Genomic DNA, 13,722 nt, shown 5'->3' on the forward strand with positions numbered 1-13,722 from the left:
AAGAATGTGCAAAACCTTCAATTATAGGCATGCACCCCAGGCCGCACCGCGCGCCCGTGCGTCACTCCACCCCCACCACCCGGTGGTGCGGCGCATGCGAATTGCGCACCACCTGCGGTGCAAGCGAACCGGCCACCATGCCGACCATGGCGGCCAGCAGGCCGGCGAGTTGCTGGGGGAACGCCTCATGCAGCGCGGGGGTGACCATGAACACCAGCCACACGCCAATGCCCAGCGCCACCGCGCACAGCGCGCCTTGCGTGTTGGCACGCTTCCAATACAGGCCGAATACCAGCGGCACGAACGCCCCCACCAGCGGCACTTGGTAGGCGCTGGACACCAGCTCGTAAATGGGCGTGCCTTCCATCTTGATGGAATAGGCCAGCACACCCACCGCGAACACCAGCACACTGATGCGCATGGCCAGCAGGTTCTCGCGGTCGCTGATCTTTTCAGGGCGGAACTGCCGCCAGATGTTCTCGGTGAACGTGACGCTGGGCGCCAGCAGTGTGGCCGAGGCGCAGGACTTGATGGCCGACAAGAGCGCGCCAAAGAACAGCACCTGCATGACCATGGGCATCTTGTCCATCACCAGCGTGGGCAGCACCTTCTGGGGATCGTCCTTGAGCAGCTCCGCGGTCTCCTGCGGCATGATGAGCAGCGCGCTCGCCACTAGGAACATGGGAACGAAGGCAAAGAGGATATAGGCCGTTCCGCCAATCACCGTGCCATGCGTGGCTGCACGCTCGGAATTGGCGGACATCACACGCTGGAAAACGTCCTGCTGCGGGATGGAGCCCAGCATCATGGTGATGGCCGCACCGAAGAAGAAAATGATTTCGTGCCAGGTCGGTTCCGGCCAGAACTGGAACAGATCGCGGCTCGTCGCCAGTTCGATCACCTTGCCCGCGCCCCCCGCCATGTCGCTGGCAAACCAGGCCAGCACCACCAGGCCGACCACCAGAATGATCATCTGGATGAAATCGGTCACCGCCACCGACCACATGCCACCCCACAGCGTGTAGACCAGGATGGACAGCACGCCGATGGCCATGCCCATGGGGATGCTCACCGCACCGCCGGACAGCAGGTTGAACACCAGCCCCAGCGCCGTGACCTGCGCCGACACCCAGCCCAGGTAGCTGAGCATGATGATGAGCGAGCAGATCACCTCCACTGCGCGGCCGTAGCGCTCGCGGTAGTAGTCGCTGATGGTCAGCAGTGTCATGCGGTAGAGCTTGGCCGCGAAGAACAACCCCACCAGAATCAAGCACATGCCGGCGCCAAACGGGTCTTCCACCACGGCCTTGAGCCCCCCTTCGATGAACTTGGCGGGCACGCCCAGCACGATCTCGGAGCCGAACCACGTGGCGAACGTGGTGGTGATGATCATGTACATGGGCAGGTGGCGCCCGGCAATCGCGAAATCAGCCGTGTTCTTCACCCGTTGGGCAGCCCACAAGCCAATGCCGATGGTGACAAACAGGTAGGCAATCACCATGAAGAGCAACACGCTGGTACTCCTGAGGAATGAGAGAGGGAAGGAAGTTAGAAGATGCGCACGCGCACGAAGAGCTGCATGACCAGCAGCCCCAGCACGAAGCCCAGGCCGCCATAGATGATGCTTTGCAGCAGCCGGTTGGTGCGCTTCTGGGTGGCCAGCAGTTCCTGCAGATCGCCCCGGTTGTCATGGGGCCGCTGGCGCAGGAAGTCGTGGAGCAGGCGTGGCAGGTCGGGCAGGATCTTGGCGTAGTGCGGCGCCTCGGCACGCAGCTCGCGCCACAGGCGTTGGGGACCCAGCTGATCGAGCATCCACTTCTCCAGGAAGGGCTTGGCCGTGCTCCACAGGTCCAGGTCGGGGTCCAACTGCCGGCCCAACCCTTCGATGTTGAGCAAGGTTTTTTGCAGCAGCACCAGCTGCGGCTGGATCTCCACCTGGAAGCGCCGCGAGGTCTGGAACAGCCGCAGCAGCACCATGCCCAAAGAGATTTCCTTGAGCGGCCGGTCGAAATACGGCTCGCACACGGTGCGGATAGCGGCTTCCAGTTCGTTCACGCGGGTATGGGCGGGAACCCAACCGCTTTCGATGTGCAGTTCGGCCACGCGCTTGTAGTCGCGCCTGAAAAAAGCCGTGAAGTTCTGCGCAAGGTATTCCTTGTCGAACTCGGTCAGCGTCCCGACGATGCCAAAGTCCAGCGAGATGTAGCGGCCGAAGGTCTCGGGCGCCAGGCTCACCTGGATGTTGCCGGGATGCATGTCGGCATGAAAGAACCCGTCGCGGAACACCTGGGTGAAGAAGATGGTCACGCCGTCGCGGGCCAGCTTGGGAATGTCCACACCCGCGCTGCGCAGGCGCTCCACCTGGTTGATGGGCACGCCCTTCATGCGCTCCATCACCAACACTTCGGCATGGCAGAAATCCCAGAACACCTCCGGGATGAGCACCAGATCCAGCCCCTGCATGTTGCGGCGCAGCTGCGCCGCGTTGGCCGCCTCGCGCACCAGGTCGAGTTCGTCGTGCAGGTAGTTGTCGAACTCGGCCACGACCTCGCGGGGCTTGAGGCGCTTGCCGTCGGCGGACAGGCTTTCCACCCACCCGGCCATCATGCGCATGAGCGCCAAATCCTTGTCGATCACCGGCAGCATCCCGGGGCGCAGCACCTTCACGGCGACTTCACGCGCGTGCCCTTGGCGGTCACGGATCACCGCGAAGTGCACCTGCGCGATGGACGCGCTGGCCACGGGCTGCCGGTCGAACGAGACGAACACCTCGCCGATCGGGCGGCGAAATGCGCGCTCGATGGTGGCGATCGCCACATCAGGGTCGAACGGCGGCACACGATCCTGCAGCAGCGCCAGCTCGTCCGCAATGTCCGGCGGCATGAGGTCGCGGCGCGTGGACAGGACCTGCCCGAACTTCACGAAAATCGGACCCAGGCTCTCCAAGGCCTCGCGCAGCCGCTGGCCGCGCGGCGCGTCCAGCTTGCGGCCGAAGGTGATGACCCGCGTGACGGCGCGCAGCCACGGCTGCCGGAAGGTCGACAGCACCAGTTCGTCGAGTCCATAGCGCAGCACCACCCAGACGATGGTGATGCCGCGGGCAAAGCGGCTCATGGCGGGGAGCGATCCGGCAACTCGCCCGCTGCGGGCGCGGGCGCCTGGCCGCCGGGCACGCGTGCGCCCACGAAGCTGCGCAACGCCTGCACGGCGCGTCCCACGACGGATGCCACAGCGCGGGCCGGGGCATCGCCGATCACGCGCGCCATGTCTTCCTCGACATCCCAGCGCACATGGTCCACCAGCCAATTGATCTCGGCCGCGAACTGCACGTCGCCTTCGATGCGGATGGTGGGCTTGTCGCCGCGCAGCGCACTGCCGGCCAGCGACAGCGGGGAGGTCTCGGACACTTCCAGCCGGAGGTCGGCCACGGCCTCTGCAGGCGCGAGATCGAACAGCCCGGCGGGCGTCACCTGCAGCGCCATCGAGAAGATGCGCCACTGCACGCGCGCGACGCGGCCGCGCTGGCGTGCCAGACGGTCCATGGCTTCCCGCTCCTGCATCAGCACATGGTTGAGGAACAGCACCGTGCGGTGCTGCACCTCATGCACCAGCCACGCGGGCGGCAGGGGGCCAGACATGACGCGTTCGAAGAGCCCGTCCAGGAAAGAAAAAGGGGACCGTGTTGCCATAGTCCCCGATTATTCCCCGAACTGGGCGCAGCGCAGCAGGCTTTTTCGCCGTGCGCCGCCCGGTTCCAGCGGCGCCATGCTTACTGCAGCGCCTGCACGCCCGCAACCAGCCAGCCGCTGGCGCCGTTCTTGGGCTTGGTCATGTTCCAGACCTCGCGGAACGGGCTCGGGCCGGCGGAAGGCTCCTCGCGGATCATGCCGGAGAACTCCACGCTGGCCATGTAGCCGTCGCCCAGGTCCTCGATGCCCAGCAGTTGCGCCTCGAGCATGATCACATCGGTCTGGTTGGGCTGCTGGTCGCCGCGGTGCGATTCGCGCTCGTTGAGCTGCGTGCGGACCTCGTCAACCATGCTGTCGGTCATCATGGAGCGCAGCGTGGCGACGTCCGAGCGGTCCCAGGCGGCCTGCAGCGTGGTGAAGTTGCGCTTGGCGGCCGACAGGAAGCCTTCGGTGTCGAAGCCGGCCGGCACGCCCCAGTTCTGCGAACCCGACAGCGCCGAGCCGATGATCCCGCCGGTAGCGGCAGCGGCCGGCGCCTGGAAGGCCATGCCGCCGCGCTCCCACGGGCGGGCGGACGCGTCGTTACCCACCTTGTCCGGGCTGTACTGGCGCGGCATGCGCGCATCTGCAGCGGGCGCGGAACCCGCGCCCTGGAAGGCGAAGGGCGAGGCGTTCACCGGTGCGCCCGCGGATTTGCGCGCACGCATGACCATGCCGACCACCACCATGACCACCAGTGCCAGCAGGGCGATCAGCAGGAACTGGCCGAACTCTGCGCCCAGGCCCAGCGAACTGGCCAGCCAGGCCAGGCCCAGGCCCGCGGCCAGGCCGCCCAGCATGGCGCCCCAGGGCTTCCTGGGGGCAGCTGCGGCGGTATTGGGCGCCGCGGCGGGCTTGGCCGCAGCGGTACTCGTCGTCGCATTCTGCGTGGGTGCAGCAGGAGCGGCGGGGGGCGTCGCAGCGTCGCGCTGGGTCACGTTGCTGGACTGCTTGCCGATGGATTTGCCGCCCCCGAGACGGCGCGCATCCGCATCCAGATGCACGACCGCCAACATGGCGACCAAGACCACTGACCACAGTTTCATCATGGCTTCTCCGAAATATCGATAGTTTTCAATGAACTCTTTCAGCACTTGATTCCAACATGCAAGGCGACGATGCCGCCAGTCATGTTGTGATAGTCCACATGCCCAAAGCCACTTTGCTGCATGAGGGATTTGAGCTCTTCCTGGCCCGGGTGCATGCGGATGGACTCGGCCAGGTAGCGGTAGCTCGAATCGTCGCCCGCCACCAGCTTGCCCAGCCGCGGCAACACCTGGAACGAATACCAGTCATAGGCCTTTTCCAGCGGCTTGGCCACGCGGGAAAACTCCAGCACCAGCAGCCGGCCGCGCGGCTTGAGCACGCGGCACATCTCGCGCAGCGCAGCGTCCTTGTGCGTCATGTTGCGCAGGCCGAAGGCCACGCTCACCAGGTCGAAGTGGTTGTCAGGAAACGGCAGGTGCTCGGCATCGCACACCGTCGTGGGCAGCACCACGCCTTCGTTGATCAACCGGTCGCGTCCCACGCGCAGCATGGCCTCATTGATGTCGGTATGCACGACGCGGCCCGTGGCGCCCACTTTCTTGGAAAAGGCCAGCGACAGATCGCCCGTGCCGCCCGCGATGTCCAGCACCTGGTCGCCCTCGCGCAGGTTGGCCACCATGACGGTGTAGGCCTTCCAGGCGCGGTGCAACCCGGCCGACATCAGGTCGTTCATCAGGTCGTACTTGGGCGCGACAGAATCGAACACGCCGCGCACGTGGCGCGCCTTGTCCTCTTCCTGAACCGACTGGAATCCGAAATGCGTGGTACTCATACCACGATGCTAAGCGCCCACTGACCATGCGTACAGCGGCAACCCCGCATGCGCCTAGGTCATCTGTCGCTATTTAGGCTAAAGCGTGGCGCGGCGCGGCCGCGCGGGCGGGCCGTGCTGCGCCTCAATGCCCGCCGCAGCCGTGGCCGCCGGCCTTGGGCGCCATGGGTGCATCACGGTCCACGCCGGCGGCGGCCAGCCGCTCGGCATAGTCTGCCCACAGCGCCTGCTCGTCGCGGCCCAGTTCGTACAGGTAATCCCACGAGAAGATGCCGCTGTCGTGCCCGTCGGAGAAGGTGGGCTGCACGGCGTAGTTGCCTACCGGCTCCAGCCGCGTCAACGTGACGTCGCGTTTGCCGGTCTGCAGCACCTGCTGGTCCGGCCCATGGCCCTGCACTTCGGCCGAGGGGGAATACACGCGCATCAGCTCGAACGGGATGCGAAAGTGTGCGCCGTCGGAAAACGTCACCTCCAGCACGCGCGACTGCTCGTGCACCGTGATGGATTGGGGCATGGGCGCGCCCGCCGTCAGACCTGCCATGGATTTCACCTGCGCAATGAAAAGGAATGAACACCGGCGGCGGAGACCGCGCACCGCCGCCCTGCCGCTATTGTCCGCCGCCGGAGCCAAGGCGGCGCGATGCGAGCCAAATCAGCCTCCAGCGCCCAAGGGTAAAGCGCTGGCAGCTATCAATTAATGAGCATTACTCTGCAGCCCGATCGGCCCAGCGCTCCAGGCGCTCGCGCATCAGCGCGTGCAGTGCGGGCAAGCGCTCGGCCACCAGCGTCTCGCGCGCGGTGTCGCACTCGCGCTGGGGGTGCGCCCAGACGGGTGCAGGGAAGTGGCTGTCCCACTCGTAGCGCGCGATCACGTGCCAGTGCAGGTGCGGCACCACGTTGCCCAGGCTGGCCAGGTTGATCTTGGCCGGCGCCAGTTGCTCGCGCAGCGCCTGCTCCACCAGCGTCACGGCCTCCATGCAGTGCTGGCGGTCGGCGGGGGAGAGGTCGGAGAACTCCGCCACATGGTCCGCCCAGATCACGCGGTAGAAGGCCGGAAAGCCGGCCTCCTGCGCATGGATCACGCGCAGCTTGGCGCCGCGCCAGACCAACGCACCCGCGTCGGAGTCACACAGGGGGCACGCGCCAGCACCACCCGTGGAAGGCGCGGACATGCCGGGCATGGCGGCCTGGCTCATACCAGCACCCGCTCGATGCCGCCGGCGTTGGCGCGTTGCACGTACTCGGGCAGCCAGTTCTCGCCCAGGATCTGCTTGGCCATCTCGATGACGATGTAATCGGCTTCCAGCAGGCCGGTGGACAGGTCGTCCTGGTAGCGCGAGATGCCCTGCAGGCAGCTGGGGCAGCTGGTCAGGATCTTGATGTTGTCCTGCGCGCCCACCGCGCCGCTGGAACGCAAGGCCGCCTCGCCCTTGCGGATTTCCTCGGTCTTGCGAAAGCGCACCTGGGTGGAAACATCGGGGCGCGTCACGCCCAGCGTGCCCGACTCGCCGCAGCAGCGGTCGCTCTTGAGCACCTTGTCGCCTACCAGGGCGCGCACGGTCTTCATCGAGTCGCCCTGCTTCATGGGGTTGTGGCAGGGCTCGTGGTACAGGTAGCCGCCCTGCCCCGCGGGCAGGGTTATGCCCTTTTCCAGCAGGTATTCGTGGATGTCGATGATGCGGCTGCCGGGGAAGATCTTGTCGAACTGGTAGCCCTGCAGCTGGTCGTAGCAGGTGCCGCACGAGACCACCACCGTCTTGATGTCCAGGTAGTTCAGCGTGGTGGCCACGCGGTGGAACAGCACCCGGTTGTCGGTGATCATCTTCTCGGCCTTGTCGAACTGGCCGCTGCCGCGCTGCGGATAGCCGCAGCACAGGTAGCCCGGCGGCAGCACGGTCTGCACGCCGGCGTGCCAGAGCATGGCCTGCGTGGCCAGCCCCACCTGGCTGAACAGACGTTCCGACCCGCAGCCGGGGAAGTAGAACACCGCCTCCGTGTCGGCCGACGTGGCGGCCGGGTTACGGATGATGGGCACGTAGTCCTTGTCCTCGATGTCCAGCAGCGCGCGCGCCGTCTTGGTGGGCAGGCCACCGGGCAGCTTCTTGTTCACGAAGTGGATCACCTGCTCCTTGACCGGCGCCGTGCCCACGGTGGCGGGCGGGTGCGCGGTCTGCTTGCGGCTCACGCTGCGCAGCACGTCCACGGCCATGCGCTGGGCCTTGAAGCCTACGTTGACCATGCCCGCGCGCAGCAGCTTGATGGTGTCGGGGTTGGTGGCGTTGAGCATCGCCATGGCCATCTTGTTGCCGGGGCGGAAGCTTTTCTTGCCCATCTTGCGCAGCAGGTTGCGCATGTTCATGGTCACGTCGCCAAAGTCGATCTTGACCGGGCACGGCGAGTAGCACTTGTGGCACACGGTGCAGTGGTCGGCCACGTCCTCGAATTCCTGCCAGTGGCGGATGGACACGCCGCGGCGCGTCTGCTCTTCGTACAGGAACGCCTCTGCCAGCAGCGAGGTGGCCAGGATCTTGTTGCGCGGGCTGTACAGCAGGTTGGCACGCGGCACGTGCGTGGAGCACACGGGCTTGCACTTGCCGCAGCGCAGGCAGTCCTTCACGCTGGCAACGATGTCGCCGATGTCGCTCTGCTGCATGATCAGCGACTCGTGCCCCATCAGCCCGAAGCTGGGCGTGTAGGCGTTGGTCAGGTCCGCGAACATCAGCGAGGTGCGCGAGCCTTTATGCGCCAGATGGGCCTGCAGTGCTTGCCCGTCCTGCGCGAGCAGCTCCTGATTGCGTAGCAGCTTGCCGCGGTTGAAGCGGCCTTGCGGGTCCACCTTGCGCTTGTACTCGGCGAACGGCGCCAGTTCCTCGTCGGTCAAAAACTCCAGCTTGGTGATGCCAATGCCGTGCTCGCCCGAGATCACGCCACCCAGGCTGCGCGCCAGCACCATGATGCGCGCCACCGCCTCGTGTGCGGTCTGCAGCATGGCGTAGTTGTCGCTGTGCACGGGGATGTTGGTGTGCACGTTGCCGTCGCCGGCGTGCATGTGCAGCGCCACCCACACCCGGCCCTTGAGCACGCGCTTTTGCACATCGCCCAGCGCCTGCATCAGCGGCTCGAAGTCGCTGCCGGTGAAGATGTTGCGCAGCGGATCGCGGATCTGCGCCTTCCAGCTGGCGCGCAGGCGGTGGTCCTGCAGCTGGGGGAACAGTTCTTCCACGCGCTGCAGCCAGTCCTGCCAGAGCGCGCGCGTCTCGCGCACCAGGGCCAGGGCCAGGGCCAGCTTTTCCTCCAGCAGCTCGGGCGAAGGCGGCTCGCCGCCCGCCTCGGGCTTGCCCAGCGGCAGGTTGCCGCGCGCGAGGAACTCCTCCAGCGCGTCGGCCAGCTCGATCTTGTTGCGCAGGCTGAGTTCGATGTTGATGCGCTCGATGCCGTCGGTGTACTCGGCCATGCGCGGCAGCGGGATCACCACGTCTTCGTTGATCTTGAAGGCGTTGGTGTGGCGGCTGATGGCGGCCGTCTTCTTGCGGTCGGCCCAGAACTTCTTGCGGGCCTCGGCGCTCACCGCCGTGAAGCCCTCGCCGCTGCGGCTGTTGGCGATGCGCACCACCTCGGCGGTGGCGCGGGCCACGGCATCAGGGTCGTCGCCCACGATGTCGCCCACCAGCAGCATCTTGGGCAGGCCGCCGCGCTTGGACTTGGTGGTGTAGCCCACGGCGCGCAGGTAGCGGTCGTCCAGGTGCTCCAGGCCCGCCAGCAGCACGCCGCTGCGCTTTTGCTCGGCGAACATGAAGTCCTTGATCTCCACGATGCTGGGCACGGCGTCCTTGGCGTTGCCAAAGAACTCCAGGCACACGGTGCGCGTGTGCTCGGGCATACGGTGCACGATCCAGCGCGCGCTGGTGATCAGGCCGTCGGTGCCTTCCTTTTGCACACCGGGCAGGCCGCTGAGGAACTTGTCCGTCACGTCCTTGCCCAGGCCCTCCTTGCGGAAGGTCTTGCCCGGGATGTCCAGGCGCTCGGTGCGGATCGGCGTCTTGCCGTCGGCCTGGAAGTACTGCAGCTCGAAGCTGGCCACGTCGGCGTCGTGGATCTTGCCCAGGTTGTGCCCCACGCGGGTGACCTCCAGCCACTGCCCTTCAGGCGTCACCATGCGCCAGCTGGCCAGGTTGTCCAGCGCCGTGCCCCACAGCACGGCCTTCTTGCCGCCCGCGTTCATGGCGATGTTGCCGCCGACGCACGAAGCCTCGGCGCTGGTCGGGTCCACGGCGAACACGAAACCGGCGGCCTCGGCCGCGTCGGCCACGCGCTGGGTGACCACGCCGGCCTCGGTCCAGATGGTGGCCACCTCGGCGTCCAGGCCCGGCAGGCGGCGCATCTGCACCTCGGTCATGGCCTCGAGCTTTTCGGTGTTGATGACGGCGCTGCGCCAGGTAAGCGGGATCGCGCCCCCCGTGTAGCCGGTGCCGCCCCCACGCGGGATGATGGTCAGCTCCAGCTCGATGCAGGCCTTGACCAGCGCGGCCATCTCGGCCTCGGTGTCGGGCGTGAGCACCACGAACGGGTATTCCACGCGCCAGTCGGTCGCATCGGTCACGTGCGACACGCGCGACAGGCCGTCGAACTTGATGTTGTCCTTGGCGGTGTGGCGTCCCAGGCGGCGCGCCACCTTCTTGCGCAGGTCGCTGGCCTCGACCAGCGTGGCGTCGAACTCGTCGATGGCGCGGCGCGCTGCGTCCACCAACACGCCCACGCGGCGGTCGCGCTCGGCGTCTTCCTGCGGCAGGCGGCGCTTTTCGATCTCGGCCATGCGGTGCTGCAGCGCATCCACCAGCAGCTTGCGCCGGGCGGGGTTGTGCAGCAGGTCGTCTTGCAGGTAGGGGTTGCGCTGCACGGCCCAGATGTCGCCCAGCACTTCGTACAGCATGCGGGCGGATCGGCCCGTGCGGCGCTCGCGGCGCAACTGGTCCAGCACATCCCAGGCGGAGGCGCCCAGCAGGCGGATCACGATTTCCCGGTCGGAAAACGAGGTGTAGTTGTACGGAATTTCGCGCAAACGGGCAGGCTCGGCGCCTTGCGTCTGCAGGGCGGCCAGCGCAATCGGAACATTCATGGGATCAACCTGGGTTGGGCGTGCAGGGCGCCCTCGTGCCTCGGGGTCGGGATTTTAAGCCAGTGCCCGTTACCGCACTGTCCTGCCCGCAGAGCCCCGCCGCTGGCGCGGGGCGGCCAAGGACGGGCAATAGCCAAATCAGGCTCCAGCGCCCGTCCATTCAGCGCAAGCAGCTATTAAAACAATAGCTATTTAATACAGCACGCGGCTGCGGATGGTGCCGGGCACCTGGGCCAGCTTCTCCAGCGCCAGGTCGGACGAGCGCGCGTCGAGGTCGATCACCACATAGCCAATCTTCTCGTTGGTCTGCAGGTACTGCGCCGCGATGTTGATGTGGTTGTCCGACAGGATGCTGTTGATCTGCGAGAGCACGCCCGGCACGTTGTGGTGCACGTGCAGCAGGCGGTGCTTGCCCGCATGCTCGGGCAGCGCCACCTCGGGGAAGTTGACCGACGAAGTGCTGGTGCCGTTGTCGCTGTACCTGACGAGCTTTTCCGCCACCTCCAGGCCGATGTTGGCCTGCGCCTCCATGGTGGAGCCGCCGATGTGGGGCGTGAGGAGGGCGTTGTCCAGCCCGCGCAGCGGCGAGACGAACTCGTCCTTGTTGCTCTTGGGCTCCACCGGGAACACGTCCACGGCCGCGCCCAGCAAGTTGCCGCCCTTCAGCGCCTGGGCCAGGGGGTCGATCTCCACCACCGTGCCGCGCGAGGCGTTGATGAGGATGCCGCCCGGCTTCATGGCCGCGATCTCGGCGGCGCCAATCATCCACTGGGTGGAAGGCAGCTCAGGCACGTGCAGGGTCACGATGTCGGCCTGGCCCAGCAGCTCGTGCAGCGAACCCACCTGGCGCGCATTGCCCAGCGGCAGCTTGTGCACCACGTCGTGGAAGATCACGTGCATGCCCAGCGCCTCGGCCAGCACCGACAGCTGGGTGCCGATGGAGCCGTAGCCCACGATGCCCAGCGTCTTGCCGCGGATCTCGTAGGCGTTCGTGGCGCTCTTGAGCCAGCCGCCGCGGTGGGCCGCAGCGTTCTTCTCGGGCACGCCGCGCAGCAGCAGGATGGCCTCGGCCAGCACCAGCTCGGCCACGGAGCGGGTGTTGGAATACGGCGCATTGAACACGGCGATGCCGCGCTCGCGCGCAGCGTTCAGGTCTACCTGGTTGGTGCCGATGCAAAAGCACCCCACGGCCACGAGCTTGTGCGCATGCGCGAACACGTCCGCCGTGAGCTGCGTGCGCGAGCGGATGCCAATGAAGTGCACGTCGGCGATCTTGCGGCGCAGTTCCTCGCCCTCCAGCGCCCCGGCCAGCACCTCGACCTGCGTATACCCCGCGGACCGCAACACTTCCACCGCAGAGGGATGGATGCCCTCCAGCAACAGGAACTTGATCTTGCTTTTATCCAGGGAAGTCTTGGCCATGGCGTGCAAATTGAGAGGAGATGAAAACACCCAGGCGGCGCGCGCCGCTGGACAGGAGAGGGGATCATTGTGCAATGCACAAATCCCTGTCGGCTTCCATGCGATTGCCCGCGGCGGCCCATGCATGCCCCCAGCGCGGCCGGATGTTTGTCACAACACCGTCATGCCAGTGACACAATTCGTCACCCAAGCGCCGCGGGGTTTACCCCGTTGCTGCGCTTTTTGCAGTGTGCGAGAACGACACATTCCTGTCACGGAACGCGACCACCATCGCCGCTTTCCTGCCTATCGTCTATCAACGAGGAGTATTCATGCAGATCAAACACTTGGCGCTGGCCGCCGCAGTGGCCGCCACCAGCCTGGCCGCACAAGCTCAAACAGAGATCCAGTGGTGGCACTCCATGACGGCTGTCAACAACGAGTGGGTCAATGACCTGGCCAAGCAGTTCAACGAGAGCCAGAAGGAGTACAAGGTCATCCCTACCTTCAAGGGGACGTATGACGAAAGCATGACGGCCGCGATCGCCGCGTTCCGCTCGGGCAATGCACCGCACGTCCTGCAGGTGTTCGAGGTGGGTACGGCCACGATGATGGCCAGCAAGGGCGCCACGGTACCCGTGGGCAAGGTGATGAAGGACGCGGGCGCTGCCTTCGACCCCAGCGCCTACATCCCCGCCGTGGCTGCGTACTACACCGACCCAACGGCCAGATGCTGAGCTTCCCGTTCAACAGCTCCACCACCATCTTCTATTACAACAAGGACGCCTTCAAGAAGGCCGGCCTGAACCCCGACAAGGCTCCCGCCACCTGGCCCGAAGTGTTCGAGGCTGCCAAGAAGCTCAAGGCCAGCGGCCACAGCTGCCCCATGACGCTGGCCTGGATGGGCTGGACGCAGCTCGAATCGTTCTCCGCCTGGCACAACGTGGAGTTCGCCACCGAGAAGAACGGCCTGTCGCCCAACGGCTACAAGGCCCGCATGAAGATCAATTCGCCGCTGCACGTGCGCCACATCGACAACCTGTCGCAGGCCGCCAAGGCGGGCGAGTTCGTCTACAAGGGCCGCGGCTCGGCGGCCCAGGCGTCGTTCACCTCGGGTGAGTGCGCCATGATCCAGACGTCGTCGGGCTTCTACGGCGATGTGGCCAAGAACGCCAAGTTCGCCTACGGCCTGGCGCCCCTGCCCTACTACCCCGACGTGAAGGGTGCACCGCAGAACACCGTGATCGGCGGCGCATCGCTGTGGGTCATGGCCGGCAAGAAGCCCGCCGAATACAAGGGCGTGGCCAAGTTCTTCGAGTTCCTGTCCGACACCAAGGTGCAGGCCGCCAGCCACCAGCGCACGGGCTACCTGCCCATCACCATGGGCGCGTATGAGCTGACCGAAAAGTCCGGTTTCTACGCCAAGCACCCCGGCACCGACACGGCCGTGAACCAGATGGTGCGCAAGGTGACCGACAACTCGCGCGGCATCCGCCTGGGCAACTACGTGCAGATCCGCACCATCGAGGACGAAGAACTCGAACAGGTGTGGGCCGGCAAGAAGACGGCCAAGGAAGCCCTGGACTCCATCGTGAGCCGCGGCAACGAACTGCTGGCGCGCTTCGAGCGCTCGTACAAGAAGTAAGCCCTGTCATCCG

9 protein-coding genes and 1 pseudogene are annotated in these 13,722 nt (G+C 66.0%); 1 reads left to right on the forward strand and 9 read right to left on the reverse strand.

All coding sequences use genetic code 11. The features are described 5' to 3' along the window. Positions 1-61: 61 nt before the first annotated feature. The 9 genes from I3K84_RS08695 to serA form a co-directional block, all read right to left on the reverse strand. Entirely contained in the window at positions 62-1,513 is a 1,452-nt protein-coding gene (locus I3K84_RS08695) for a sodium:solute symporter family protein (protein ID WP_196995918.1), read from the reverse strand. Between the two features lie 35 nt (positions 1,514-1,548). Continuing rightward, positions 1,549-3,114: a ubiquinone biosynthesis regulatory protein kinase UbiB gene (gene ubiB / locus I3K84_RS08700; RefSeq protein ID WP_012655778.1), complete on the reverse strand. Its 1,566-nt coding sequence runs from the start codon at positions 3,112-3,114 to the stop codon at positions 1,549-1,551. Continuing rightward, entirely contained in the window at positions 3,111-3,689 is a 579-nt protein-coding gene (locus I3K84_RS08705; protein ID WP_012655777.1) for a hypothetical protein, read from the reverse strand. Before I3K84_RS08705 ends, ubiB begins: the two co-directional genes overlap by 4 nt. A gap of 80 nt (positions 3,690-3,769) precedes the next feature. Continuing rightward, complete coding sequence (locus I3K84_RS08710) at positions 3,770-4,777, reverse strand: Tim44 domain-containing protein (RefSeq protein ID WP_196995919.1); 1,008 nt, start codon at positions 4,775-4,777, stop codon at positions 3,770-3,772. A gap of 38 nt (positions 4,778-4,815) precedes the next feature. After that, positions 4,816-5,547, reverse strand: coding sequence for a bifunctional demethylmenaquinone methyltransferase/2-methoxy-6-polyprenyl-1,4-benzoquinol methylase UbiE (gene ubiE, locus I3K84_RS08715; RefSeq protein ID WP_012655775.1), 732 nt, complete (start codon positions 5,545-5,547; stop codon positions 4,816-4,818). Positions 5,548-5,671: 124 nt separating this feature from the next. Then, positions 5,672-6,088, reverse strand: coding sequence for a gamma-butyrobetaine hydroxylase-like domain-containing protein (locus I3K84_RS08720; RefSeq protein ID WP_172206369.1), 417 nt, complete (start codon positions 6,086-6,088; stop codon positions 5,672-5,674). A 163-nt stretch (positions 6,089-6,251) separates the two neighbouring features. After that, complete coding sequence (locus I3K84_RS08725) at positions 6,252-6,743, reverse strand: HIT family protein (RefSeq protein WP_231403444.1); 492 nt, start codon at positions 6,741-6,743, stop codon at positions 6,252-6,254. After that, a complete protein-coding gene (locus I3K84_RS08730; RefSeq protein WP_172206367.1) occupies positions 6,740-10,663 on the reverse strand; it encodes an FAD/FMN-binding oxidoreductase in 3,924 nt (1,307 codons plus the stop codon). Before I3K84_RS08730 ends, I3K84_RS08725 begins: the two co-directional genes overlap by 4 nt. Positions 10,664-10,855: 192 nt before the next feature. After that, positions 10,856-12,085 (reverse strand): phosphoglycerate dehydrogenase, encoded by a 1,230-nt coding sequence (gene serA, locus I3K84_RS08735; protein WP_041835901.1) that lies wholly within the window; start codon positions 12,083-12,085, stop codon positions 10,856-10,858. Between the two features lie 311 nt (positions 12,086-12,396). On the opposite strand from serA, the pseudogene ugpB reads away from it, so the two are divergent. Continuing rightward, positions 12,397-13,709 (forward strand): annotated as a pseudogene (gene ugpB / locus I3K84_RS08740) (sn-glycerol-3-phosphate ABC transporter substrate-binding protein UgpB). Positions 13,710-13,722 lie beyond the last annotated feature (13 nt).

Source organism: Diaphorobacter sp. JS3051, from assembly GCF_015832135.1.
GTDB lineage: Bacteria > Pseudomonadota > Gammaproteobacteria > Burkholderiales > Burkholderiaceae_C > Diaphorobacter > Diaphorobacter nitroreducens.

Coding starts and splice junctions, on each gene's coding strand:
- ubiB (WP_012655778.1), bottom strand. CDS start 3,114: ATGAGCCGCTTTGCCCGCGGCATCACCATCGTCTGGGTGGTGCTGCGC.
- I3K84_RS08705 (WP_012655777.1), bottom strand. CDS start 3,689: ATGGCAACACGGTCCCCTTTTTCTTTCCTGGACGGGCTCTTCGAACGC.
- I3K84_RS08710 (WP_196995919.1), bottom strand. CDS start 4,777: ATGATGAAACTGTGGTCAGTGGTCTTGGTCGCCATGTTGGCGGTCGTG.
- ubiE (WP_012655775.1), bottom strand. CDS start 5,547: ATGAGTACCACGCATTTCGGATTCCAGTCGGTTCAGGAAGAGGACAAG.
- I3K84_RS08720 (WP_172206369.1), bottom strand. CDS start 6,088: ATGGCAGGTCTGACGGCGGGCGCGCCCATGCCCCAATCCATCACGGTG.
- I3K84_RS08725 (WP_231403444.1), bottom strand. CDS start 6,743: ATGAGCCAGGCCGCCATGCCCGGCATGTCCGCGCCTTCCACGGGTGGT.
- I3K84_RS08730 (WP_172206367.1), bottom strand. CDS start 10,663: ATGAATGTTCCGATTGCGCTGGCCGCCCTGCAGACGCAAGGCGCCGAG.
- serA (WP_041835901.1), bottom strand. CDS start 12,085: ATGGCCAAGACTTCCCTGGATAAAAGCAAGATCAAGTTCCTGTTGCTG.